Origin of the sequence: Oceanobacillus jeddahensis, from assembly GCF_000750635.1 — a bacterium.
GTDB classification, from domain to species: Bacteria; Bacillota; Bacilli; order Bacillales; family Amphibacillaceae; genus Oceanobacillus; species Oceanobacillus jeddahense.
This window is the reverse complement of record NZ_CCDM010000001.1, coordinates 1,085,143-1,110,066: the sequence shown is the minus strand read 5'-3', so window position 1 is coordinate 1,110,066 and position 24,924 is coordinate 1,085,143. Positions and strand designations below refer to the sequence as shown.

Sequence of the window (24,924 nt, the reverse complement as noted above, 5' to 3'; positions counted from 1 at the left end):
CTATATTTTTATGCAGACTCATAAAAAAATTTGATATGATTGAGATACTAATATAAACGGAAAGGACACATCATCGATGAATGTAAAAGATTGGGAATTATTAATTATGTTGCAGGAAGAGGGCTCGATTACTAAAACAGCTCAAAAACTATATATATCTCAACCTGCTTTAACATACCGGATCAAGCAACTTGAAAAGGAATTTCAGACAACGATTATTTTGCGAGGAAGCAAGGGAATTATTTTCACAACGGAGGGAGAGCATCTGATAAATTATGCAAAAACCATGATGATGGAATTCCGCAAAGTAAAAGACAATATTATTAATATGAATGATGAAATAAAAGGCACATTGAGGATTGGTGTTTCAAGTACGTTTGCGCGATATCAGCTGCCGGATTTAATGGAAGGATTTTTAAAAAAGCATCCTAAAGTAGAGATTCATTTACTTACTGGATGGAGTTCAGAAGTTATGAATCTGCTATATAGAGAAGAAATACACCTTGCGATTGTAAGAGGTGAACAAGGATGGCGATGGCCGTACGATCAATTGTTATTAGGGGAAGAGACGCTTTATGCAGCTTCCAAACACAAAATGGAAATAGCTGATTTACCAGCACTAAATCAGATAGATTACCAAACAGAAACAGACTTAAGCCATACCTTTAACCAGTGGTGGCAAGAGTGCTTTAAAATTCCACCCAAAAAAACGATGAGAGTCGATCGCCTGGAAACTGCAAAAGAACTTGTAAAAAAGGGACTCGGATATGGTTTATTCCCGGGTATATGTCTTACTCCTGAGGAAAATTTACATACCATTCCATTAACCCGCAATGGAGAAAAATTATTTCGGAAAACCATTCTCTTGTACAAAAAAGATTTGACACATTTGAAAGTAGCATGCAGTTTTATCGATTATATCAAAGACGTTTATGACCTGAATTAAATACCCCCTTCTGTGGTCAAATGTCTACAGAAGGGGTTGCTGTCCATGTCATTATATCAAGTGAAACCTCAATCAGTTGGTTTTTTTGATGCATAGGATTTGCTTGTGTAGATGTTGCGATAACGCGTTTCGATGGGGCGAGTAATCGCAATGGTTTTCGGTGGGGCGAGTAATCGCAGCCCCAGCCCCAGCCCCAGCCCCAAGATATCTTAAACTTAATCTGCTTCCTCATCCCCTCCACATTCTAATACGTCTTATCCATCACTATTTATATATTTAGATACTTTCTTGCTGGATAACTTATTTACGAATCAATTCCGTATTTGCTTTGATTTTCTCTCCAAATTGTATTAAATGATTATACACTTCTTCGCTCAAAGGGACCCCTTCTTTCTTCCGCTTTTCTTCCATCTTCATTTCTAATTCTCCAGGCAGGAAGATTTCTTCTATCCCTTCCATTTTCTCCACATTTTTAATCTCTCGAATCATTTGATCCATGCTTGCCTTGAAGTTGTTTAAAGACTGAAAAATATCAGCTCGCATGACAAGAAAAAAATGACCAATATTTTGTTCTTTAGGATCCGTAATTCCTCCTACATAAGGACCAAATGCTGCCCCTGTTAAGATAGAAGATAAAGTTTCAATGAAGACAACAAGTGAATAACCTTTCGGACCAGCCATTGGCAATACCATGCCTCCATCCAGTACCTCATCAGGGTTCACTGTTGATTTTCCTTCCTTATTAATTGCCCATCCTGACGGAATCTTTTCGTTATTTGCTGCTGCTAACCGAATTTTCCCTCTGGCTACGACACTTGTAGCCATATCACCAATAATGCTGATCTCTTCTCCACCAGGTATTGCGTAACAAATTGGACTGGTTCCAAAGAAACGTTCTTTTCCACCCCAAGGCGGCATTGATGGAGATGCATTGGATGTAATAACAGCTATACAATCATGTTGAATAGCATGTTTTCCATAATAGGCTAACATTCCGAAATGGTTAGAATTCTTAACTCCTACTACTGCTATACCACTTTCTTTTGCTTTTTTCACTGCGAGTTCCATTGATTGCTGGGCTACTAAAATTCCATGTTTATTTTTTCCATCTACCCAGGCATAAGAGGGGGCATCATTTAATAGTTCTACTTCTGAGCCCATAGAAATATTTTTATTTAATAGTCTTTCTGCATAGAGTGGAATACGTGTAACTCCATGGGAATCAACGCCCCGTAAATTTGCTGAAACAAGATGATTAGCGATTTGCCATGCATCAGCTTCGCCAAGACCAACCTTCAGAAAAACGTCCTCTGCAAACTTTTCTAACCTTTCATAAGCAATAGTTTGCTTTGTCATCATTCCAAACCATCCCCATTTATATTACTTAATGTTATTTTTAATATTTAGTTACACTGCGATAAATAGATACTAAACGCTAACTTCATCTAAAACTTATGCATTCATAATATGTTCCTCTGTTGCTTTCTCTTTAATTACATATTTAATTAGAATTACCACAGATGCCAATAAAGCAATTCCAATTACAGCGCTAATAGTACTTGGAATAATAAGTGCGAAACCAGCTCCGAACATCAATACTCTCAAATACCATGATAAAGGTTTCGTAAACCAGCCAATAATTCCACCTGCAAATGCAATCACCCCAATTACTGCAGTACTGAAACTAATCAAAATATTCGTTGTGCTGCCGTCCATTAATAATTCCGGTCCATAGATAAACATAAATGGAACTAAAAATGCAGGTAATGCAAAATATCCAGCGTTAAAAGCAGTGTTAATCGGTTTTCCATCTGATATCCCGGCAGCTGTATAGGCAGCAAGTGCTACCGGCGGAGTTACTGGAGCTAAACACGTAAAGTAGAACACAAATAAATGAGCTGCCATGACAGAAATCCCTAGTTCAATTAAGGCAGGAGCTGTCAACACTGAAAAAATAATGTATGAAGGAGTAGGCGGCAATCCCATTCCAATAATAATTGCACCTACCGCTGTCAATACTAACGTTAATAACAAAGAATCTTGTCCTACTGTCATTAATGTCCCTGCTAATTTCAACCCTAAACCAGAAAGCGTGATAACCCCTACAACCAGTCCAGCTGTAGCACATGCCACTGATACAAGTAACATTCTTTTCGCAGAAGTCTCTAGTATTTCAATAAACAGTTTAAAGTTCAGTTTCCTGCGAACTAAGCTTAAAATAATAATGGCCAGCATCGAATATAATGCAGCCCTTGTTATTGAAACTTGTAATACGGCAATTGAAATAATCAAAACAAGTAACGGGATAGCAAAGATAAAGGATTTTTTCAACGTTCCCTTAAAATTTGGCAAATCCTCTTCCTTAAGCCCACGCAGATTTTTTTTAGCAGCTTCAAAATCCACTACAAAATAAATGGATGCAAAATATAAAATAGCAGGGATAATGGCAGCCACTACGATTGATGTATAAGTTAAACCTGTAAGTTCCGCCATTACAAATGCGCCTGCTCCCATAATCGGCGGTAATATGGACCCGCCGGTAGATGCCACTGCTTCTACAGCTCCGGCTACATTTTTTTTATAACCTACTTTTTGCATTAATGGGATGGTAAATACCCCGGTTGTAGTGACATTTGCTACAGGACTTCCATTTACACTTCCAGTAAGAGCACTAGCAAATACAGCAATTTTAGCCGGTCCTCCTCTTTTCTTTCCTCCAACTACAGTTGCCAGATCAATGAATACTTGACTGGCGCCACTTTTTTCAAGGAAAGTACCAAAAATGATAAACATAGCTACAAACGTTGCTGCAGCTCCAACTGCGGAACCAAATATCCCCTCTGTTGTTAAAAACATGGTTGTTATCATCCGCGACAGGTCGTATCCTTCATGCCCAAAAAAGCCGGGTACCAGATTTCCATAGAATCCATATAACAAAAAGATTCCTGCGATAATAGTTAAAGGCAACCCTACTATCCGGCGGCACATTTCTAATAACAAAAGGATAAATAGACCGCCAAAAAGGTTGTCCCAAATATTCTCATAGCCAATTCTATGCATTAAAGTACCGTATGAAAAATAAAGGTATATAATTGAGGAGATTACAAATAAAATAGCCAGAAAGTCCAAGATTCTTAATGCTTTGGCTTCTTTTTTTACAGGGAAAATAAGTAATCCCAGCACCAGAATTAATCCTACGTGAATACCCCGCTGTAAAACAGGAGTTAACAGACCGAAGATAGCTGTATATAAAGTGAAAATAGATATTGCTAAGCTTACGATTAGTGTCAGCTTTCTTATCAAAATAAAAGCACCTCCATAACAAATTTTTCACATTATTTATCTATGCATGTCCGACCTGATAAAAGATCGGACATGCCATCCTTTTATTATTCGATTAATCCTTTTTCTTTAAAAAACTTTTCAGCTCCAGGATGATAAGGTACAGGGGACTCCGGAAGCATCTCTAATTCGAGTTCGCCCATAGCATTATGAGAAGCTTTAAATTCATCCAGATGATCTTCAAATAATAATTTTGTAACTTCATAGACAAAATCTTCATCTAATTGAGCACTGACTCCTATTTCATTTGCTGCAATAACTGTTGGGATATCTTCTTCCATTCCATCATAGGCATCTTGAGGAATAACACCCTCCGAATAATATGGATATTGATCTAATATTGCTTGAGTGCCTTCTTCGGAAAACTTCACTAGCTTCATATGATGAGTAGCTGCCAATTCCTGCACATTACCAGATGGAATACCTACCGATATAATTACTGCATCTACAATTCCATCTGCCAGTCCATCAGAACCCTCAGCAAAATCTAAATATTGCGCGTCTATGTCTTCTTCTAAATCAAACCCATGAGCAGTTAACACTTCCTCCGCTTTGTTAGCTGTCCCAGATCCCGGCGCTCCAATTGCTACACGTTTCCCCTCCAGGTCTTCCACTGTTTCAATACCTGTGCCTTCAAGCGTTACCACGTGAACATGATTCCCATAGATACGTGCCAATGTTCTTAAATCTTCAACCGGATTTCCATCAAAGTGACCTAAGCCATTAGCTGCTGCATAAAATGAATCTGCTCCAAAAAAACCAAACTGGATTTGTTCTGAATCAAGTAAACGGGCATTTTCCTGTGAACCTCCTGTAGCTTCAGCGGTGAAATTATACCCATCCATTTCTTGGCTTAGGATTGACGCCATCACTCCCCCGATCGGGTAATATGCTCCTGAAGTTGTCGCAGTTGCAATTTTCACTTGTGTTACTCCTGAATCGTCAACTTCACCTTCTGCAGATGATTCTGAGTCTGAGCAAGCCACCAAAGTCATTACCGCGAACAATAAAATAAACAAAATACTCACATGTTTTTTCATAGTCATTAAACCTCCTAATTTTTTTGGAATCGCTTACAAATAAAACTGAAAATAAAATAGCTTGATAAAATGATCTATTTTTTAACCCCCTATTTCCTGCCTCCCTTTACTAGTTTAAAATTTCATCCTTTTCACCACCTAACATAAATTTCAATTTATTATTTTCAGCTCGTATAGACAAAAATAAAAATCCTATGTCTATATGTAAACCAAGCTTGATTAATATAAATCTTTCGAAGTTGACCTTAAAATTTAAAAAATCTTATGCTTCTAAAATTGGAATGAACCCGTTATTCCGATAACTGTTTGTTTTATTTCCAATATCATTTTTCTTTGGCTACAGGGATGCTTATCATGATAATTCAACGTTCAACTGATTCAAATGATGAGGTACTTATAAGTATAGAATAATAACTCCTATGAAAGATCACTTTTTTAAACTTTTAAAAATCTACTTTCCAATTTAAATTTTAAATAGTCCCAAAATATTTTATTTTCTATCTGAAATATTGTTGACAACATTGTATACAATATTGTAACCTATTGTCAACACCAAATTTTTTGAAAAATATTAAAAATGAAAAAGGAGGCTGATCATTTTCAAACAATAAGGAAACGTTAACAAGCCTAGATAATATAATTCTGAATGATTTTAGGAGGAGAAACTATTGACAAACTTAAGCGAGTATATGGCCAAAGCATTTAAAACTGAAGGAGTAAAACATATTTTTGGGTACCCGGGCGGGGCTACATTAGATATCATGGAAGCAGCTGATAAAGAAGGAATAAAATTTGTTCTTCCCAGAAGTGAATGGTCAGCAGCCTATATGGCTTCTATTACTGGGGAAATCACCGGTGTCCCAGGAATTGTGCTATCCACATTAGGACCGGGTGCAACTAACCTTGTAAATGGAGTATCCCATGCCTACTTAGATAGAAATCCACTTATCGCGATTACTGGAAGACTTAGTACAGGAGCTGGGAATACAAATCATCAATTGCTGAATCAAGTAAGTATTTTTGAACCTGTAACAAAGTGGGCTTCAACACTTCATGCCGCCAGTGGTGCATCACATATCCGCCGTGCTTTTCATGTATCAAAGATGGAGCGTCCAGGGCCTGTACATTTAGACTTACCTAAGGATCAGGGCACGATAGAATGCGAAGGTGAATTTGGCGAACCAACGAACTCCATTAATGTGACTTATGGAGATTTAAGCGACCCTACTTCATTAATAAAACGTTTGGAAAACAGCAAACATCCAATTTTGCTTGTAGGCCCATCTGCCATTCGTCATCATTCCAGTGACGCTTTAACAAAACTTGCAGAAAATTGGGGAATACCTGTAGCTACTACTGCAAAAGCAAAAGGAATTATTGATGAACGTCATGTGTATTCTATCGGCTCCGTAGATATGATTGGGGCGAAAACAATGAAAGAATTTGTTCGTCAAACAGATTTAATTCTTGCTGTTGGTTTTGATGCAGTTGAATTAATCGGAAAGTGGGAAGTGAATGTTCCTGTTGTACATATTGACAGCGTTCCAAACACTGACTATGTGTACTTTGCAGACACTGAAATTATTGGAAATATACCAAAAATATTAAATACCTTAGCAGATGCAGCAGGCACTGCAGAAAAATGGTCTGAAAAAGAAGTAAAGGAGTTCAGAAATGAATTTGTTTCAAAACTGACACCACCTTTAAATGGGGCTGGTCTCTCACCGAGCAGCGTAGTTCAAACAGCACGAGAAACACTGCCGGAAGATACAATCGTAGTTACAGATACAGGATCGCATAAAATGTTGCTTGGACAGCTTTGGAGTGCATATTCACCAAAATCTTATTATGTTTCAAATGGAATCGGAACAATGGGCTTCGGTATTCCAGGCGCGATTGCAGCAAAAATGAATTTCCCGGCAAAACCGGTTATATGCTTTACCGGCGATGGAGGTTTTGCCATGGTCAGCTCAGAATTAAAAACTGCGGTGGAACAAAACTGCCCAATTATCGTCATTGTATTTAAAGATGGAAAGCTGGATCGGATTCTTCGAAAACAAGAAGCTACCAACTTAGATCCAGTTGGTACTACGATTACAAATCCTGATTTCACCAAATTAGCAGAATCATATGGAGCAAACGGTGTTGCTGTATCTACTAATTCAGAATTAGCTAAAGCAATCGAGAACGCTTTAGGTCAAAATGTTCCAACCCTTATTCATGTCCCTGTTAATGTTGAAGAGTATGCAATTCAATTTGGACTGTAAGTAAATAATAAACAGTACAGATCCTTACTCCAAACTGGTAAGTGAAGATAAAGGAGGTATTTTCAAATGGAAAAAAGGGAAAATCATTTACAGTGGGATGGAATAAAAAAGTATGAACAATTATTTATTGGGGGAGAATGGGTTTCTCCCCACTCTGAAAGGATCATACAATCAATTAATCCAGCTACAGAAGAAGTGTGGGCAGAAGTTGCTGAAGCAGATGAGACAGATGTCGATTTAGCCGTTCAGGCAGCAAAAAAAGCATTTGATGGTCCTTGGAAGCAGTGGACTGCTACCCAACGTGGACATGCGCTAAGAAAGTTAGGAGACCTGCTTTTAGAAAACGCAGAAGAGCTTGCTATTTTAGAAAGTAATGATAACGGAAAGCCTTTTAATGATACACTGGCAGAAGTAAAAAGATCAGCAGAATGGTTTTATTATTATGGAGGAGCCGCAGATAAAATACAAGGCGATACCATTCCGTTCAAGCCGGATGCATTAGCTTATACACGACGAGAACCGCTTGGGGTGGTAGGTGCAATTACACCTTGGAATTCACCAATAAGTATGTATAGCTGGAAACTCGGTCCAGCCTTGGCAGCAGGAAATACAATTGTAATCAAACCATCCGAATTAACATCTGTCACTGCCTTAGAAATTGGACAATTATGCGTAGATGCCGGATTCCCGCCTGGCGTTGTTAATATTATTCCTGGATATGGACAAACTGCCGGACACGCTTTATCCATACATCCATTAGTAAATAAAATAGCGTTTACCGGGGAACATCTCACTGCTCAAAGCATTATGAAAGCTGCTTCCAGCAATCTAAAAAAACTATCGTTTGAATGTGGCGGGAAATCTCCGCACATTATATTTGAAGACGCAGATGTAGAAAAAGCTCTTACTGTAGCAGTAAATGCAGCTTTTAAATCAACGGGGCAATCTTGTTCCTTAGGTTCCCGTCTTTTTGTTCAAAATAGCATCTATGATGAATTTATTGAAAAACTGATTGCCAGAGTTAAAAATATCAGAATCGGTATGCCTGCTGAACGCGATACACATATTGGACCACATACTTCCAAAGAACAATTAGAAAAAACATTAAACTATATCAATATCGGAAAAAATGAAGGTGCAAAACTTGTATTAGGCGGAAAACAGCCGAAAAACTTTGAGAAAGGCTATTTTGTAGAACCTACTGTATTTATCGATGTGGATAATAAATCCCGGCTTGCCCAAGAAGAAGTATTCGGTCCCGTACTCTCTGTCATTCCATTCGAAACCGAAGAAGAAGTGCTAAAAATGGCAAATGATGTGAACTACGGATTAGCTGCTGGAGTCTGGACATCAGATGTCAAACGCGCCCATAGATTATCGGCAAACATTGAAGCTGGATTTATTACCGTTAATACGTATCGGCCCGTTCATTGGACGTTACCATATGGCGGATTTAAAATAAGCGGTTTTGGACGAGAAAACGGGCTGGAAGCTCTTAATGAATATACAGAAGTAAAAACCGTCGTTGTTGATCTCTCAGAAGAAGATCCAATCAATCAATTTAAATAGAATGATTTATCACGGGGAACCGCCCGTAAAACTTCCGTCTCAAAATAAGGAGGAAGAATACATTTATTTAAGCGGGAGAGCAGGTGAGCTAACTCCCTGCTAATTCAGTGGGAGAAAAGCAGCAGACTAAGTTTACGACGTCCTGGGGTTGGGGCTGGGGCTGCGATTACTCGCCCCACCGAAAAGCTTTTGCGATTACTCGTCCCATCGTAAAGAGCTGTACATCGAAAACTCCCACTGAATGAAGTTTCGTTTTATACTACCAATAATAAATGGGGAATAAATATGAATGAGAAATTAAATATTGGTATTATCGGTTTCGGCGAGGCTGGATATGAATTTGCCAAAAGCTTTCATCTTGCCGGTTATAACATTATTATTTATGATGTTCTTGTAGAAAGTCAGCCAGACGTTATTAACGAGAAAGCGAGAAACATTTCTGCTTTGGTAGCTATGACTATCCATGAACTTGTTGTCAAAGCAGATGCTATTTTTGTATTCACTTCAAGCACTGTTTGTGTAAAAATCGCTGAGGTTTGCGCTGAGTCAATTAAGAATGATCAATTCTATATTGACTGTAATAGCGCTTCGCCTCAAACAAAACAAAAAGCTTGGGAAGCCATACATCAACATCCGAAATTTGTTGACCTAGCAGTCATGGGACCAGTTCCGGGTAAAGGCATAAAAGTTCCAATGAGCCTCTCAGGCCCCGGAGCATCTTCATTTCAAAAACAATTTGAAAACCTTAATCAGGAAATAAAAATTGTGGATGAACTGCCAGGCTCCGCTGCATTGATAAAATTAAGCCGTTCGTCTTTTATGAAAGGATTAGCCGCGCTGCTTTTAGAAACCATTGCATTATCAGAAACAAATAAAGTAACGGAAGCAGTGTTGGATAGTTTAGTGGAGACAATCGGCGAAGACTTTGAACCTCTTATTACTCGTTTGGTAAAAGGAACACATCAACACGCCACGAGAAGAGAAAAAGAAATGGAAGCAGTTATTGAACTCCAGGAAGCCGTCGGGCAGCAAACATTAATGACAGAGGCTTCAAAGCAAATCTTGCATAACATTGCTAACCATAGCAGTATAGAAAATGAAATAATGGAAGACTTATCCGATTACTATCCGCATATAGTAAAAGTGTTTCATCAAAATAAGAAGTCTTCTCTCTAAAATAACTTATTGTTTACACTCGTTTTTACTAATAAGTATCACAATATTTAATTTTGTAAAGCATCCCCTTTTACAGTATTATAATGATAAGATTATGCTATTTTAGTATTCACAATGGAAGGAGGGGAAGTTGTTTTATGAAAGCAACCAAAGACACTGTGTCCAATTTAATTAGACAGGAAATCATAAACAGTCATCTTTCTCCGAATGAACGCTTAGTAGAAGCAGATTTAGCAAAAAAGTACAATGTAAGCAGAACAATCATCAGAACTGCTCTAGCAGACTTGGAGAACGAGCGTTTAATTGAAAAAGTCCCGAACAGAGGGGCAAGAGTCAGGGCAATTTCTTTAGAAGAGGCCATTGAAATAACGGAGGTAAGATCGACTTTGGAGCCTCTGGCAGCACGTAAAGCGGCTATAAATATTAATGAGAAAGAAATCGAACAATTACTAATCATTATGAAAGATATGAAAGAAGCACACGAAAACCAAAATTACACACTCTACTCAAAGATTAATAAGCAATTGCATAACCAAATATATGAGAGTGCGCATCAATTAACGTTGAAAAGGTTATTAAATAATTTACGGGCTCAAAGCGTAAGATATCAATTCCGTTTATCTATGATGCCGATTCGTATTGATTCATCTCTTAGCGAACATATTGCTATTGTTGAAGCCGTAACACAAAAAAATGCGGAACTTGCAGAGGAAGTAATGTTTAAGCATATTAATAATATGCTTGAGGCATATAAAAATATGGCAAATAATTCCTATTGATAACTTTGATTTAATATAATTATTAACGAGTTCTTCCAAAATGCACTAAAAGGAAGAACTCGTTTTTTTAATCACTTTCCCTAATGAATACTCTTCACTAAACCGCCATCAACCAACATAGCTTGTCCGGTTATATAGGTATTTGCTTCTGAGCATAAAAACACAGCCAGTTTCGCAAACTCTTCAGGGGTTCCGAGCCGGCCTAATGGAATGTTCTTTATCGTACTTTGTTCTGCTTCATCAATAGACATATTTTTATCTTTTGCTATTTTAGATAACGTATTTTCAAGCCTATCTGTTTTGATTTTGCCAGGCGCAATCGTATTAATTAATATATTTTTCTCTGCCAACTCATTTGCAAGGGTTTTTGTAAGCCCCATAATTGCATTCCTATACACATTGGAAAGAAGCAATCCATCAATCGCCTGTTTAATAGAGGAAGAAGTGTTGTTTAAAATCCTCCCACCACCGTTTTTCTCCATATAAGGAAGTACTTCTCTGATTGCTCTGACATAACTTAAAAAAGTTAATTCATGTGCTTTCATCCAGTCTTCATCATCGAAATCTGTAAATACACCTTTAGGCGGCCCCCCGGTATTATTAACTAAAATATCGATGCTACCAAATTCATTTATCGTAAATTGTACTAACGATTTTATAGAATCAGCATTAGCCATATCACACGTTTTATATTTTACCAACCCTTTCGTTTCTTTATTCATTTCAGCAGCGACCTTCTGCAAAACTTCTTCATCTCTGCTTGCTATAATCACGTTAGCTCCTTCTTCTGCTAACCCTTTCGCAATCCCCTTTCCTATTCCCCTACTCGATGCTAAAACAATCGCTGTTTTCTCATCTAATCCTAAATTCATCAACATTCCCTCCTATAAATTGAAATTCCGAAATTTTTTTGTTTAACTTATAGAAATTTGAGGTATATATCTTTTTATATACTCTCCATTTTCTTAATTCTATTTTTATTATGAGGGATTTGAGTTTAAATGCAAGGTGATTGGGGGGGATTTAACTGTGAAAATATAATCCTATTTATTAAGATATTTATATATTTTTATAGTTTTCCCCCTTCACCATTTAACATAAGTTATTTATAATTAGATGGCAATCTGCAACATTCAGCATCAGAAATTTTTAAACTTCGGAAATATAAAGGCGTATGCTGTTCAAAAAAATTATTTTTCGCGGATACAATTTAATTTCAACTATATATGATAGTTCAGCTTGTTTTCGTATAAAGCAGGGAATCAATAAATGCCCATTCAGCTTTTAAATCAAGATTCTTCACCAAAATCTATTGATAATTAAATATATGTTATTTTGATATAATCAATAGATTTTGGTGTTGAACTTCGAATAGTATAAATAATTCCGGAGTTAATAATTATTTATTTCTTCCATCCGTTATATTTTTCCCTTTAGCCAACTTGGAGCAATAGATTCAGTATCTTCATTATTGTTTTTTTTCTTTATATAATCTTCAATTTTATTAATTCTATCTTTTTCATATTCCAGTTTCTTCTCCGCCTGCTCTAAAACTTCTAAAATATCATCTTTTGCTACAACCGTTACTCCATCTGCATCGCCAACTATTAAATCTCCTGGAGATACCGCTACACCTCCACAAGTAATTATATCATTTATTTTTCCAGGCCCATTTTTATATGGTCCATTAGGAACAAAGCCTTTTGAGAAGATAGGCAGTTTTATTTTTTCCAATTCTAATCGATCACGAACTGCTCCATCAATTACAATTCCGCAAAACTCCATTGCTTTAGCTGCATATGCCATCAGCTCCCCTAAATAGGCATGTGAAGTTTGCCCTTTTCCATCTGCAACTAAAACATAACCTGCCCCTTCTGAATATATTGCTTCATGTAAGTATAAATTATCTGTTGGTTTCATGCTAACTGTCGTAGCTGTACCTACTACTTTCATTTCCTTAGTTACTGGCTTTATAGATATGTCCATACTACCAGTACCTTTCGTTGCATCTGCTAACAGTGTTGAATTAAGCCTTTTTGCTCTCTCAATAATTTCACTAGATAATAATTCTGGTCTTTTTTTATAATTCATCTTTGATTCTCCTCTTTTTTAAACATTGTTTCTTTTAGCTGTTATTCTTCGTTTAATAATAGGATATAATAGAAAACCTATTGTTATAAGAATAATTATTAACGAAATTGGTCTTGTGAAAAATACAGTCATATCTCCCCTAGACATTAATAATGATTGTCTAAATGAATCTTCTGCCATTGGACCTAAGATCAATGCCATGATTAATGGAGCTGTTGGATAACTTAGTTTTTTAAAAAAGTATCCTAAAATCCCAAAAATAATGACAATCCAAATATTGAACATACTATAAGCTAATGTATATGCTCCAATTATACATATAAATATAATAATTATATTCAAATATTTTTGCCCATAATACATCAATCTAATAAATGTTGGAATCAAGAAAATATTAGCTAATAGCAACATTATATTTGCAATAAACAAACCTATTATTACAGTCCAGACAATATCTGGTGAACTATCGAAAATTCTTGGCCCTGGTTGCAAACCATATATAATCAATACTCCTAGCAGTATTGCAGTGGTAGCACTACCAGGTATACCTAAAGCAAAAGTTGGTATTAATGATCCACCAACTGAAGCATTATTTGCTGCTTCTGGACCTGAAACACCTTGTATTTTGCCCTCTCCAAATTTTTCAGGTTCCTTAGATCTGTTTTTTTCTATTGAATAGGATAAAAAAGTTGCCATGGATGCTCCAGCACCAGGAAGCATTCCAATTGCTGCGCCAATACCAGTTCCTCTTAGAATAGAGCCCATTGTTTTCTTAATATCTCCCCATTTAGGAAATAAATTAGCCAGTTTAATTTCACTTTTCTTAATATTCAGCTTGAATTCCTTTTCAATATTATAAATTACTTCACCAACAGCATACAGGCCTATAATAACAGCAATAAAATCTAAACCCTCAGTTAATTGAGTATTATACACATACCTTGCAGTACCTGTAATAAAGTCTAAACCTATTACTGAAAGCAGGAATCCTAATAATGCCATAATAATTGCTTTTAAATAATTTTTTTCTGATAAGGAGGCAATAGAAGCTATCCCAAGTAAAATTAATGCGAAAAATTCAGGTGATGAGAAATATAACGCCCAATTAGCCAACATCGGGGCAAAAACAGCTAGTAATATAATGGTGAATAACCCACCAATAAATGAGCCTACTGCAGATATTCCAAGAGCAATACCACCTTGGCCTTTTTTCATCATTGGATAGCCATCAAAAGCAGTAACAATCGCACCCGCATCTCCAGGAATATTTACTAAAATCGAAGTTACTCGCCCACCGTACATACTTCCTAAATAAACACTAGATAAAAATGCTAAAGCACTTGTGACAGGCATTCCAATTGTTACAGGAAATAATAATGCTAGGCTAGCTGACGAGCCAATACCAGGTAAGATACCCAATAGAGTTCCAGCTATTGATCCTAGAAAAACGAGTAAAAGTACTTCAGGACTCAATATATATTCAAAACCTAGTCCTAAATTCTCTATAAAATCCATTTATTATCTCTCCTCTTAAAAAATAAAATAACCAGTTGGAAGGTTAATCTCTAACCAAAAATTAAATACTATTAAAATAAAAGACATGGTTCCTAAAGATACCAAAATACTAGACTTGAAGCTAAACTTTTCAACAAATTTTAAAATTACAAAACTAAAAACTGTTAACGAAAGTATAAGGCCAGTTATAGGAACCAACAAAGTAGAAATAACTAGTAAAACCATATAAGTAATAGCCTTGGATACTCCTATCCTTGAAACGAAAAAAGTCTCTTTATTTTTCAACTTAATATTTTTTAGCAATAAAATCACAATGCATAAAATCATTAAAGAACTTAACCATACTGGTGCAAAACCAGGTCCTGGACCAAAGTCAGATGTATAAGAATATTGAATTCCTTCTAGAAGCATAAATATAGTGAAGATTAAAAGAAATAAACCGAATAACAACTCAGCTTTTTTCACATAAATTCATTCCTTTCAAAATACAGTAATCCTTTAAAATAGGAGAATATTTAACAATAAAATTAATTATTCAGATAAAAACATTAATAATATTATCTTTTTGCGTCAGCATATTAAACATACTGACGCAATTTCATAAGATTATTCTATTATTCCTTGCTCTCTTAAATTATTTTCAAATATTTCCGATACTTCATCAAAGTAATCTTCTAACTCTTGACCTGAGATAAACCTCGGTTCTAAAAGTTGTGGTTCTTGATATTCTTCCACCCATCTAGGATTCTCACTTAACTCTTCAAAAGCATTAATCCAATATTCCTGAGCTTCCTCAGGCATATTTGGAGGACCGTATATTGCTCTGTATAAGGACCATTCTAAATCATAACCTAATTCATTCATTGTCGGTACATCTTCTAGCACATCCACTCTTTCTGGAGAAGTAACTGCTATCGGCACTACATCACCATTTTCTATATACTCCAAGGTAGACCCAATTTGCTGAGCCGTAACGTCTACATGTCCACCCAGCAATGCTGTAAACGCTTCCGAAATGCCATCAAAAGGAACATATTGTGTAGTATGTCCAATAGCTTCATCAAATAATAAAGACACCATATGATCCGAACTACCAATTGCATAGCTACCGAATGTTAAATCTTCTTCTTCAACCGCCTGTACGTATTCTTCAAAAGTTTCTATACCACTATCTTTAGAAACTACAAGAACATAAGATTGATCGCCCATATTAGCGATAGGGGTAAAATCTTCATAAGTAAAATTTAAATCCCCTTGTAATGGAGCAGTAATAAAGCTTGAATTAACAGCTATTAAATGCTCTCCCGAACCATCTTGGCTGTATAATTCAGACATACCTACTCCCCCATTTCCACCTGGTCTATTGTCAACATTTATTTCATGTTCTACAATATTTTCTTCCGTTAAAATGGAGGCCATCATTCGTGATATTGTATCAGATCCTCCTCCTGGTTCAGTTGGAACAATAATTTCCGCATTGCCAGGTTCCCAATTAGTATCACCAGCTCCAGCTTCTGATTCATCATTACACGCCGCCATCGTAAGCGCTATCATAATTAATAATAAAATAATTGCAACTTTATTTTTCATTCTATATTCCTCCAGTACCTCTTTTATTTTTTGAATTTTCAATATTAATTATAGAGTTTATAACTTGAGACCAATCTTCAGGTGGTTGTCCTTTAAATTCTTCTTTCAATCCATAAGAAGTAATAAGCTTCAATTTTTCAGAAACAGCGTTACTCATTATAGAATTTACTCCTAATTCTTTTAATAAATCTAATGTGCCCTCAAGTTCTACTGATCTTCTTCTTGAATGAATTGACGTACCTGTAACCAATTTATTCATGCTATTTTCAAAATTCCGATCATTCATTGTATGGCTTATTCCTTCAATAACAAGATTATCTACTTCCAATTTTTTAGCTGCTTCTAGCATTTCAATACATAATACTGCATATCCTTTCATAAAAATACTTCTTATCAATTTAATCGAAGTAGCATCTCCAGCGTTATCACTAACCTTTTTAATATTCATATTATATCGACTCATTTTTTCTATGAATTGATCCACTCCAGTGCCACTAGCTAAAATGGGCACCTTATGTTTATCCACCACTAATCTCCCTGTCATAGCTCCGTCTACGAATAAAGCATGCTTATTATTTACAATAACTTGCATAGATCGTTTATCATTGGGATCAGCTGCTGAAACATCTATATAAAGTTGATTCTTTTTAATATCTTCCTTAATATTTTTAAGCGATGTTAATGCCACATCAGCCGGTAAAGCAGAAAATATTATATCTGATTCAAAAATACTCTCAATTTTTTTTACTATAGTTACTCCTGATTCCTGAGCTCTTTTCTCAATAAGGGGCTTATATTGTTCATTTTCTAATGCCACATCATATGCTGTTATATCTTTCAGCCCCTCTTTTTTTAAACCTTCAGCTATTGAATATCCTGCTTCTCCAAAACCTATAAATCCTAATTTCATACTAATCTCCTTCAATTGTGTATTAATAATGTTATTCGTTGTTTAAATTATTTTTTATTTGATCTAGATGGTAAAGTAATGATTCTCTTGCAAGTTTTGGATTATTTTCTTTTATCGCTTGATAAATTAATAAATGTTCTTCATGAATTTCTTTTTTTCTAGTATATGTTTTACCTATTTTTTCTCTCGTTTTTCTTAATAACTCCATTTGATAATCCATTAAACTTACTAGCACATAATTTTTGGTTGCTTTTGCAATTGATAAATGAAATGACTGATCCGGGGATAAAAAAGCCTCTGGTTCATCCGATTTTATTTCTCCCCATGCGTTTAAGGATTTTTCAATCTCCTCTATATCTTCTTTAGTTGCAAGTTTCGCTGCAAGTTCCACTATGCCAACCTCAAATACTTCCCGAGCTGCAATCAAGTCCCTTATTGTGGCAGTTTCAATATTATTAGATATTTCATTTCTACTTTTCAATCTATCTAAATCTTGAGTAATAAATCTCCCTCCACCTGGACGGGTAGTAATTAATCCTTCTCTTTCAAGAATTCTAAAGCTTTCCCTTAATGTAGATCTGCTTACCCCCAAATCAGCTGCAAGCTTTCTTTCAGTAGGCAATGCACTACCAGGTTCTAAATCACCTTCAAAAATAATTTCTTCAAGTTGTTTGATTACACTCTCATATAAACGATGGTATTGGACTTCTTTAATTTTATTAAATGACACAACAATAACCTCCCCTCTTAAAATTATCCTTTCAATTAATTTTGGTCAATTGGGTCACCCAATTTAAAAATTATTATATTTTATTTATAACTTTCTGTCAAATACATTTGAAATTATTTTTATTAATTATCGAATATCGGCTTAATCAGTAATCATAAAACAATATATTGTTTTAAATATAGATAGGAAGACACTAAAAAGTAAAGGTATGATCCCATAGTTTCTGATAGGAATCATACCTTTTTTAATTATAATAAAATTACCCTCTTGCTTATAACCGTATTGTCAAAAATTTCTCTTTTCAATTCTAGGCAAGATCTTAGCGCATTTTCGAGTTCTTCCTTTTAAGATACTATATGATTTCACATGGGCAAGAATTACTGTTTCATACCAACCTATTTTAATCCGTCCAAAATCATAAATAAGTAAGAAGAAAGCGGAATGATAAATTCATAAGTTCCTATTACATCAAGATTTATAAATGAAAACATTAGCGCTAAATCCTATTTTCCCAAGTAAATAACCCTTCCGTACAAGCCTTCTTTTAAATCAACATAGTCTAACTAATAATCTCCTGTATATTGACATTTTTTTATGAATTTATTGCTCTATCTAATATACTTAATATCATATTTGCTCCAGCTTTCATAGGATTGATACGCAAGCCATATTTTTTCAAGCGAGGTTCAGCTTCTATAAAACTTCCAGATACACGATAAATTAAGGGTAAAATTTCATATTTTGATTCAGCACCTACTGGATGAGGAGCTGCGCCCAGTTCATTACTCCGTTTTAATACCTGTTCAGCAATAGGTTCTTGTAATTCAACAATTACATTCTTTGACTGAGCATTTGCTATATATGCATGTTCTATCCCATCAATCTCTCCTTCATTAAGTAATCTACAGAGCTCTTCTACCTGTTCATTTTGAGTTGCCAATAAAACTGGAGAGAACGTCATCATACGCAATAATTCTAATGCCTCGTATCCTTGTACCTGTCCCCCGCCAGAATAATTTTTTTCTTTTAATTGTTGAATAGTCTGGTCTTTACCAACAATAACACCGATGCCCTCTGGGCCAAGGAGTTTAAAACCAGAGAAAGTAGAAAAATCTGCTCCGTACTCCACACCTATTCCATTTGTTTTCATCACACAGTAGTTATCATCTACTACAATCGGTAAATCTGGTCTTCGATGTTTCACCAGCTCAATTATTTTCTGAAGTTCATATGTATCTGAAATTTGTTGTCTTGCATGCTGAATATAGAACACTTTACTTTCTTTATCATCCACCACCAGTTCTTCAACAGCTTTTCTATCATTGTAGTCAACAGCTTTCGTATTAATTCCCAGCATGCGGATAGTGTCTTTTGTCGTTGTATAAACAGGTGCTTCATGAATAATCATCGTTTCCCCGGCAGTCATTAATTCACTTAAAATGATTCGAATAGCCCCCGTACCCGCACCACGGACTAGCGCAGCTTTTTCTGTATCAAAAAATGCAGCTAATACACGCTCCGCCTTTTCAGTATACTCTGGCTTTTTAAATTCCGAAGCCACCCCTAAATCACCCATTGTTAAAAACTGAGCTCCACTAAAATGTTCACTTATCTTCTCCACCAATTTAAATTGTAACTGCTGTGCTTCTTGTACAGTTAGAGCGGGAAGTATAGCATCTGCATACTTCAACTTTGAAACATTATAATTCATGATACGTACCCCTTTTTTATTTTGATTAATATATATACTCAAAAAGAATCTAAAAGGCTGGTTCTATGTGTATTTATTGTTTATCATCTAACTGTCACTCAACAAATTCCCGACCGAATCATAAGTTCCCAACAATTTTGGTGAACTGGACAATCCCTCTATAACAGCAATTTTTGCATGTGTCACAAAAACTTGAGTACGAAAGGCAAAAATAGCCGTATCACCGACATGTACACAGTCTGTATCCAGAGCACCGTAATAATCAATATGGCCGAGTTCATTTTGAAGAACAGATACTTGCTTCAACTTCGTACTATCCGATCCAACCAAGGCGTGCTTCATATGTGATCTTGGATAAAATCCCCCACCGAATACATACGCTTTCTTATTAGATACATGAGAGACTTCTGATACATATATCATCGCTGGTCTCTCTTTAAGAAAATTCTCTGTATGCAGAGGCGTAGTTCCCGTTATTGCATGTCCCGGTTCTCCTTGAGTAGCACCATGGTCTTTTAATAACTGCATTGTTTCTGAAGAAGTAGCACTTGGCATATTCAATTCCAGACACTTATAGCCTTTTTCCTTTAAAAATTCATTTGCCTTTTGGATTGAATCAACATTTGGTGTAATAGAAGGTTTATTTTCTTTAATCAGTAGACAAGGAAAACTTGTTAGGCCAGCAATTTCAACACCCTTTAATGCTTCAATCTTGTCTATATCTTCAGTCAGCTTAGATAAAGTAAATCCTCCTTCTTGCCCGTGATAGATATAATCATCATCCTCAGCAATACGCAAAAAGATTTTTTGAACTTTCCCCAACTTATCTGCTACATTACTTATATTTTTAGCATTTTCATAACTGAATACAGTAATAAAATCTGGGTGAAGGTTTAAAATTGTTTGAATCATATTCTTAGGTATTTGAACAAGATGGCCTACATGTCCAATTTGAATACCTGCTTCATTTAATTTGATGGCTTCCCATGGGTCAACCGCTACAGCTTTTTTGATACCTGTTTCTGCGATAGCATTGGCTACAATCGGATTTCTGCCAATTTGTTTTGTCATAAAAAATAATTCCATGCCTAATTTTTCAGCTTCTTTTTTTAATATAGATGTATTTTCTTTAATCGTATCCAAGTCTAAGACATACGTATTCGGCTCAATGACGCCTTGCTGATGCAGCTTTAGAGAAATATCTATTAACTTATGGTTGCGTTTTTTTGTCATTTCCAAAAACATAAACTTTCCTCTCCAATCACAAATACTTATTCAAAAGAAATGGTTCTCCATTTTCTGTCGGGTGAAGGTCTAAATAAGCAGCTGCAGTAGCGCTAATATCTGACAACGTATCTCTTTCTCCAATATTTATTGGATTCCATCCTCTATGATAAGCAAGTAAATATGTTTTTTCTCTTGTATGCTGACTGTGTCCAATTGTAGGATCATTACCATGATCTGCGCTCATAATTAATAAATCGTCTTCCGTCATTCGATGAAAAACTTCTTTCAAATACGTATCTACTAATTCTATCCGATTTGCATACCTATACGGATCCTGTGCATGACCAGCAAGATCTGTTTCTTGAACTGTAGCGCTAATTAGACCTGATTTCACATGATCCATCTCATGAAGAATATTTTCCATCACCTGTTTTGTTTCTACCCCAGGAAACTTTCTTGCTCCTTCACAATAGATAACATCCTGCATTTTCCCTACCAGAGATACATTCAGACCAGCTTTTACAGCGATCGTTGGCAATTGATTTAGTGGAGAAATTCCATATCCCAGATGTCGAACTTCATAACCTTGTTTATAAACATTTGATTTGGGAGAATTCACACCAATTAACCCATCTTCACGTCTCTCTACAGATGATTGCAAGTGCTGTGGGGTAACATTTTTCCCACCAAGTGCAATTACTCTGTTCACTTTGACATTTTCCCGAACACAACTTCCAATTTCCAAAACTTCTTCAAATGAAATATAGTCTAAAGGCGCGCTCACATTGTATATTTGTCCATAATCAGTTTCAATATTATCACCGACAATAACGAGATCATTAACTAACAGGTATGGCATCTCTGGGTTAGGTATTATTACTTTATATCCAGCTTTTTCTAACGCTAGCCTTACTTTTTCTATATTCTCAATAAAAGGAGCAAGATATGCCTTTTTAGGTTTCGACCCCATGATTTCATTGTGGCCTTCGAAACTATCAGCTCCCTGATGCATTAAATTTAATACACCATAGCTTGCCAAATTCCCCTCGTTCTTTAGTTTTGGATGATGAAGAATTTTATTTATACCTAACCTTTCAAGGTTTGGTATATTTAAAGATGTTTTATCTAAAATATGATAAAACGTATTTGCACCGATATCTTGTGGATGATATTCTTCAACATCATCCATATTACCAACACCTAAACTATCTAATATTAAAATGATCACTCTTTTTGCCATATTTATTTCCCCTTGTATCTAAGACATAGATAGCAGTTAGAATAGACCGGAAAATATCTTATGTTAGTCTAGACTTCTTTCGTGTTTTCGGTCTATTCTTTCATATAAGTATTACTTAACCGTCTATGAATACGTTTTATATCAATTGTTCATAAAAGTAATAGGATTTTTTACGAGCATTTTATTAATAGATTCATCTGTAATACCGTAAGACTGCATTAAAGGGACAAATGAATCTAGTAAAAAGCTGTACCCAAGTCCTCCTTGATATTCCAGATGAGATTTCCTCGTAATATCCATGGATAAAAAAACCCGTTCTATATATCCAGCGTCTTGAATTTTCTTTAACATTTCGGCCCTTGTCCGGTCTGGCATATAGTTTTCCTTCCCTACCGTATCAAATTCAACATATACACCTTGTTTCAGCATATTTAATATATAGTCAACATCTCCAGTAAGATCTACATGCCCGATAACCACTTTATCCAAGTCTACTTTTTGGGATTTGAAAAATTCTACCTGTTCCCATCCAAGTGTTCCTATAGAAGTATGAGTTGTTATAGGTTTGTTCGTTTCTTTATGAGCTATGACCACAGCATCAAAAACCTTCTTCTCTGTTTCTGTCCATTCGTTAAAGCTTGTTCCAATTTCTCCAATAATGTCAGCTTTTATATTTGTACCTTTAATTCCCTCATTAATTTCCTTAACCATTCTTTCAGCTAACTGTTCCTTACTTTCTCTCCATACTTGGACTGGATAGAATTCTTCCTGATAAAAACCGGTAGAATGAATAATATTTATCCCGCTTAATTCTGCAGTTTTTTCCACAAATGGAATATTTCTTCCCATTCCAAAATTGGTAACATCAACAATATTCCGGACACCTTTTTCATATAATTTCTTGTATTCTGAAACAGTCTGGGAAAGCACATCCAATTGGCAGTCTTCTGTATTTTTAACCTCTGATAGATCTATTGTCGTATGTTCATGCATATAAGTTATCCCATTTAATAACATAACCATCCCGTTCCTTTCGTCCATTTCAGCTTTATATCTTAAGCTATTTTTGATGACGGTGTGAATTTTCCAGGAAAATCTTTTACATTAAACCTACTAAATTCAAAATATTTACAAGGATTCCTAAAGCGACTACCGCTACAGGTCCTACAGCTAATTCGACAAGTGGTTTCTTGGCCATACGATTGATCAAATAAAATCCCATCACCCAGAAGAATCCAATTCCTGGAGCAATCTCTTCTGATGCCATCGCACTTCCAATTAATATAGCCATTCCCAATACATCTGCTAGTGATGTTCGGATATGCTCTCCCATGTCCCGGACTCCTGGAAGCTTATCCATACTTTTTGTAACAACAGATAGCAGCATTACTTCGGCATACATAACTACAGCACCTAACACAAACGCCAGTATCGGAATATCTCTAAAAATAAGTCCGACAACAAAAACCATTGTTGTACCCGCAAGACCATAGACTCCAGTAACAATTGCAGTTGAGAATACCAGAGGAATAAACCCAATTGCTCTTGCAAATGTTGCTATTGCACCTTCTGTATACTTCCCTTCATTAATTAAAGCCTGAGGCATTGCGTCTACCGCAAGGATTAATTGTGCAGATACTAATGCAATCAAACCGCCCATTAATGCAAGCAGCCATCGATTTTTCCTAATTTTACTTACACGTTCCGCAAATATATTAACCAAATCAGCGTTCGTAGATCCCCCCTCGCCTTTCACTTTTGCCGCATAATAAATCATCATGAGCATTCCGACTAAGAGCGCCATCCCTTCTGGACTTAAAGTTATATCGTAGGAGGCAACAGTAAATGAGCCAAATCTAGCAAATAAGAGATAAGCGATAAAAGTAATCAGTGCCGTACTCATCGCCTTCTTTATCCCATGCTGATATCCAACTGCTACTGCTGGAAAAACCGTAAAAGATATAATGATAGGTGTTCCTACCAGACTTAATGAATCTAAAAAATTGATTGAAAGCTGGTTAAATAAATCAACAATAAATTGAAGTCCCAAACATACTCCAATACTATACACAGCACCAACAATCCCAGAGATGATCATTCCTTTTCTACTATCCGGAGTCCAAATACCAATGATGTCACATGCCAATAAAATACTATGAGCTATAATAATTACTGCACCAATGGACAATGGAATCCCAAAACCAATGATTAACCCAAAGCTTAACGCAAAACTGGTTGCTGCCAATTCTTTTCTAGTAATACGGCCTTCTAAATACTCTGGCATAATCGGACGCAGCCCATCATTAAATACTGCTACCCCACGATTAACCAGCATAGAACCTATTGCACCAACTAAAGCAATAGATATAAGCTGAAAGATTGTAAACTCCATTCTTTCCTACCTCCTGACCTATTCTTATTTGTTTAATAAAGCAGGGATTAATATATCTAACATTTTTTTTGAAGAAGGAGCAGTAAAACCAAAAGCGATCTTTCCTTTGTTTACTTCTTCTTCTATCTGTTCTTTACTCATAACAGAACTCGGGGAAGCTAAGGACACACAATTATCCTGCCCTAACAACGCATAAGCCATTGCAAGTGCACCGCCAGATCCAGTTTCACACGCCCCGACATAATAATCAGCTTGTTTACCCTTTACAGCCATCACCGCATCCAAATCACTCTTGATTACAACATCGATATCGTTCCCGCCTAACTCTTTAATCTGTTTCTCAATTGTCTGCTTATTTAATTGACCACCAATTACAATTTTCAACATAATTAAAACCTC

At 35.9% G+C, this 24,924-nt stretch carries 22 protein-coding genes; 5 read left to right on the top strand and 17 right to left on the bottom strand.

Annotated features, from left to right (window positions below):
* The first annotated feature begins 76 nt into the window (after positions 1-76).
* Positions 77-946, top strand: coding sequence for a LysR family transcriptional regulator (locus tag BN986_RS04870; RefSeq protein WP_040978532.1), 870 nt, complete (start codon positions 77-79; stop codon positions 944-946).
* Positions 947-962: 16 nt separating this feature from the next.
* Here the strand turns inward: BN986_RS04870 and BN986_RS04865 are convergent, their stop codons facing one another.
* From BN986_RS04865 to BN986_RS04850, 4 genes are all read right to left on the bottom strand, one after another.
* On the bottom strand, positions 963-1,178 hold the full coding sequence (locus BN986_RS04865; RefSeq protein WP_040978531.1) for a hypothetical protein: 216 nt from the start codon (positions 1,176-1,178) through the stop codon (positions 963-965).
* 68 nt (positions 1,179-1,246) lie between these two features.
* Complete coding sequence (locus BN986_RS04860; protein WP_187378519.1) at positions 1,247-2,302, bottom strand: Ldh family oxidoreductase; 1,056 nt, start codon at positions 2,300-2,302, stop codon at positions 1,247-1,249.
* A gap of 96 nt (positions 2,303-2,398) precedes the next feature.
* Positions 2,399-4,249 carry a TRAP transporter permease gene (locus tag BN986_RS04855; RefSeq protein WP_052400638.1) on the bottom strand — a complete coding sequence of 617 codons (1,851 nt, stop codon included), beginning with the start codon at positions 4,247-4,249 and terminating at the stop codon, positions 2,399-2,401.
* Between the two features lie 86 nt (positions 4,250-4,335).
* Positions 4,336-5,328: a TAXI family TRAP transporter solute-binding subunit gene (locus BN986_RS04850; protein ID WP_040978528.1), complete on the bottom strand. Its 993-nt coding sequence runs from the start codon at positions 5,326-5,328 to the stop codon at positions 4,336-4,338.
* Positions 5,329-5,996: 668 nt separating this feature from the next.
* Between BN986_RS04850 and BN986_RS04845 the strand changes: the two genes are divergently transcribed.
* The 4 genes from BN986_RS04845 to BN986_RS04830 all read left to right on the top strand — a co-directional run bounded on the left by BN986_RS04845 (position 5,997) and on the right by BN986_RS04830 (position 11,119).
* On the top strand, positions 5,997-7,595 hold the full coding sequence (locus tag BN986_RS04845) for a thiamine pyrophosphate-binding protein (RefSeq protein WP_040978527.1): 1,599 nt from the start codon (positions 5,997-5,999) through the stop codon (positions 7,593-7,595).
* A gap of 66 nt (positions 7,596-7,661) precedes the next feature.
* Entirely contained in the window at positions 7,662-9,164 is a 1,503-nt protein-coding gene (locus BN986_RS04840) for an aldehyde dehydrogenase (RefSeq protein WP_052400637.1), read from the top strand.
* A gap of 285 nt (positions 9,165-9,449) precedes the next feature.
* On the top strand, positions 9,450-10,340 hold the full coding sequence (locus tag BN986_RS04835; protein WP_040978526.1) for an NAD(P)-dependent oxidoreductase: 891 nt from the start codon (positions 9,450-9,452) through the stop codon (positions 10,338-10,340).
* A gap of 137 nt (positions 10,341-10,477) precedes the next feature.
* A complete protein-coding gene (locus BN986_RS04830; RefSeq protein ID WP_040978525.1) occupies positions 10,478-11,119 on the top strand; it encodes a GntR family transcriptional regulator in 642 nt (213 codons plus the stop codon).
* 80 nt (positions 11,120-11,199) lie between these two features.
* Here BN986_RS04830 and BN986_RS04825 read toward each other — a convergent pair whose 3' ends face one another.
* From BN986_RS04825 to BN986_RS04765, 13 genes are all read right to left on the bottom strand, one after another.
* The gene (locus tag BN986_RS04825) at positions 11,200-11,991 is read right to left on the bottom strand and encodes an SDR family oxidoreductase (RefSeq protein ID WP_040978523.1); all 792 of its coding nucleotides are present in this window, start codon (positions 11,989-11,991) and stop codon (positions 11,200-11,202) included.
* Between the two features lie 547 nt (positions 11,992-12,538).
* Positions 12,539-13,210 carry an RraA family protein gene (locus tag BN986_RS04820; RefSeq protein ID WP_040978522.1) on the bottom strand — a complete coding sequence of 224 codons (672 nt, stop codon included), beginning with the start codon at positions 13,208-13,210 and terminating at the stop codon, positions 12,539-12,541.
* An 18-nt stretch (positions 13,211-13,228) separates the two neighbouring features.
* Entirely contained in the window at positions 13,229-14,725 is a 1,497-nt protein-coding gene (locus BN986_RS04815; protein WP_040978520.1) for a tripartite tricarboxylate transporter permease, read from the bottom strand.
* A 15-nt stretch (positions 14,726-14,740) separates the two neighbouring features.
* Positions 14,741-15,190, bottom strand: coding sequence for a tripartite tricarboxylate transporter TctB family protein (locus tag BN986_RS04810; RefSeq protein ID WP_040978519.1), 450 nt, complete (start codon positions 15,188-15,190; stop codon positions 14,741-14,743).
* Between the two features lie 141 nt (positions 15,191-15,331).
* Entirely contained in the window at positions 15,332-16,315 is a 984-nt protein-coding gene (locus BN986_RS04805) for a tripartite tricarboxylate transporter substrate binding protein (protein ID WP_040978518.1), read from the bottom strand.
* Position 16,316: 1 nt separating this feature from the next.
* Complete coding sequence (locus tag BN986_RS04800; protein WP_052400636.1) at positions 16,317-17,225, bottom strand: NAD(P)-binding domain-containing protein; 909 nt, start codon at positions 17,223-17,225, stop codon at positions 16,317-16,319.
* A gap of 31 nt (positions 17,226-17,256) precedes the next feature.
* On the bottom strand, positions 17,257-17,955 hold the full coding sequence (locus tag BN986_RS04795; RefSeq protein WP_244444940.1) for a FadR/GntR family transcriptional regulator: 699 nt from the start codon (positions 17,953-17,955) through the stop codon (positions 17,257-17,259).
* A gap of 592 nt (positions 17,956-18,547) precedes the next feature.
* On the bottom strand, positions 18,548-19,666 hold the full coding sequence (locus BN986_RS04790; RefSeq protein WP_040978517.1) for an aminotransferase class V-fold PLP-dependent enzyme: 1,119 nt from the start codon (positions 19,664-19,666) through the stop codon (positions 18,548-18,550).
* A gap of 87 nt (positions 19,667-19,753) precedes the next feature.
* Positions 19,754-20,899 (bottom strand): YhfX family PLP-dependent enzyme, encoded by a 1,146-nt coding sequence (locus tag BN986_RS04785; protein WP_244444939.1) that lies wholly within the window; start codon positions 20,897-20,899, stop codon positions 19,754-19,756.
* A gap of 28 nt (positions 20,900-20,927) precedes the next feature.
* Positions 20,928-22,133 carry a phosphopentomutase gene (locus tag BN986_RS04780; RefSeq protein ID WP_040978514.1) on the bottom strand — a complete coding sequence of 402 codons (1,206 nt, stop codon included), beginning with the start codon at positions 22,131-22,133 and terminating at the stop codon, positions 20,928-20,930.
* 141 nt (positions 22,134-22,274) lie between these two features.
* The gene (locus tag BN986_RS04775) at positions 22,275-23,126 is read right to left on the bottom strand and encodes a phosphotriesterase family protein (RefSeq protein ID WP_244444938.1); all 852 of its coding nucleotides are present in this window, start codon (positions 23,124-23,126) and stop codon (positions 22,275-22,277) included.
* A 106-nt stretch (positions 23,127-23,232) separates the two neighbouring features.
* Positions 23,233-24,525: a YhfT family protein gene (locus BN986_RS04770; RefSeq protein WP_040978512.1), complete on the bottom strand. Its 1,293-nt coding sequence runs from the start codon at positions 24,523-24,525 to the stop codon at positions 23,233-23,235.
* Positions 24,526-24,549: 24 nt separating this feature from the next.
* The gene (locus BN986_RS04765) at positions 24,550-24,912 is read right to left on the bottom strand and encodes a DUF2620 domain-containing protein (protein WP_040978511.1); all 363 of its coding nucleotides are present in this window, start codon (positions 24,910-24,912) and stop codon (positions 24,550-24,552) included.
* Positions 24,913-24,924 lie beyond the last annotated feature (12 nt).

What these genes read in the sequence shown, in the direction of transcription:
- BN986_RS04805 (WP_040978518.1), bottom strand. Translation starts at nt 16,315, where the DNA reads ATGAAAAATAAAGTTGCAATTATTTTATTATTAATTATGATAGCGCTT.
- BN986_RS04800 (WP_052400636.1), bottom strand. Translation starts at nt 17,225, where the DNA reads ATGAAATTAGGATTTATAGGTTTTGGAGAAGCAGGATATTCAATAGCT.
- BN986_RS04790 (WP_040978517.1), bottom strand. Translation starts at nt 19,666, where the DNA reads ATGAATTATAATGTTTCAAAGTTGAAGTATGCAGATGCTATACTTCCC.
- BN986_RS04785 (WP_244444939.1), bottom strand. Translation starts at nt 20,899, where the DNA reads ATGACAAAAAAACGCAACCATAAGTTAATAGATATTTCTCTAAAGCTG.
- BN986_RS04765 (WP_040978511.1), bottom strand. Translation starts at nt 24,912, where the DNA reads ATGTTGAAAATTGTAATTGGTGGTCAATTAAATAAGCAGACAATTGAG.
- BN986_RS04770 (WP_040978512.1), bottom strand. Translation starts at nt 24,525, where the DNA reads ATGGAGTTTACAATCTTTCAGCTTATATCTATTGCTTTAGTTGGTGCA.
- BN986_RS04825 (WP_040978523.1), bottom strand. Translation starts at nt 11,991, where the DNA reads ATGAATTTAGGATTAGATGAGAAAACAGCGATTGTTTTAGCATCGAGT.
- BN986_RS04815 (WP_040978520.1), bottom strand. Translation starts at nt 14,725, where the DNA reads ATGGATTTTATAGAGAATTTAGGACTAGGTTTTGAATATATATTGAGT.
- BN986_RS04775 (WP_244444938.1), bottom strand. Translation starts at nt 23,126, where the DNA reads ATGCATGAACATACGACAATAGATCTATCAGAGGTTAAAAATACAGAA.
- BN986_RS04865 (WP_040978531.1), bottom strand. Translation starts at nt 1,178, where the DNA reads ATGAGGAAGCAGATTAAGTTTAAGATATCTTGGGGCTGGGGCTGGGGC.
- BN986_RS04860 (WP_187378519.1), bottom strand. Translation starts at nt 2,302, where the DNA reads ATGACAAAGCAAACTATTGCTTATGAAAGGTTAGAAAAGTTTGCAGAG.
- BN986_RS04850 (WP_040978528.1), bottom strand. Translation starts at nt 5,328, where the DNA reads ATGAAAAAACATGTGAGTATTTTGTTTATTTTATTGTTCGCGGTAATG.
- BN986_RS04835 (WP_040978526.1), top strand. Translation starts at nt 9,450, where the DNA reads ATGAATGAGAAATTAAATATTGGTATTATCGGTTTCGGCGAGGCTGGA.
- BN986_RS04820 (WP_040978522.1), bottom strand. Translation starts at nt 13,210, where the DNA reads ATGAATTATAAAAAAAGACCAGAATTATTATCTAGTGAAATTATTGAG.
- BN986_RS04780 (WP_040978514.1), bottom strand. Translation starts at nt 22,133, where the DNA reads ATGGCAAAAAGAGTGATCATTTTAATATTAGATAGTTTAGGTGTTGGT.
- BN986_RS04840 (WP_052400637.1), top strand. Translation starts at nt 7,662, where the DNA reads ATGGAAAAAAGGGAAAATCATTTACAGTGGGATGGAATAAAAAAGTAT.
- BN986_RS04870 (WP_040978532.1), top strand. Translation starts at nt 77, where the DNA reads ATGAATGTAAAAGATTGGGAATTATTAATTATGTTGCAGGAAGAGGGC.
- BN986_RS04830 (WP_040978525.1), top strand. Translation starts at nt 10,478, where the DNA reads ATGAAAGCAACCAAAGACACTGTGTCCAATTTAATTAGACAGGAAATC.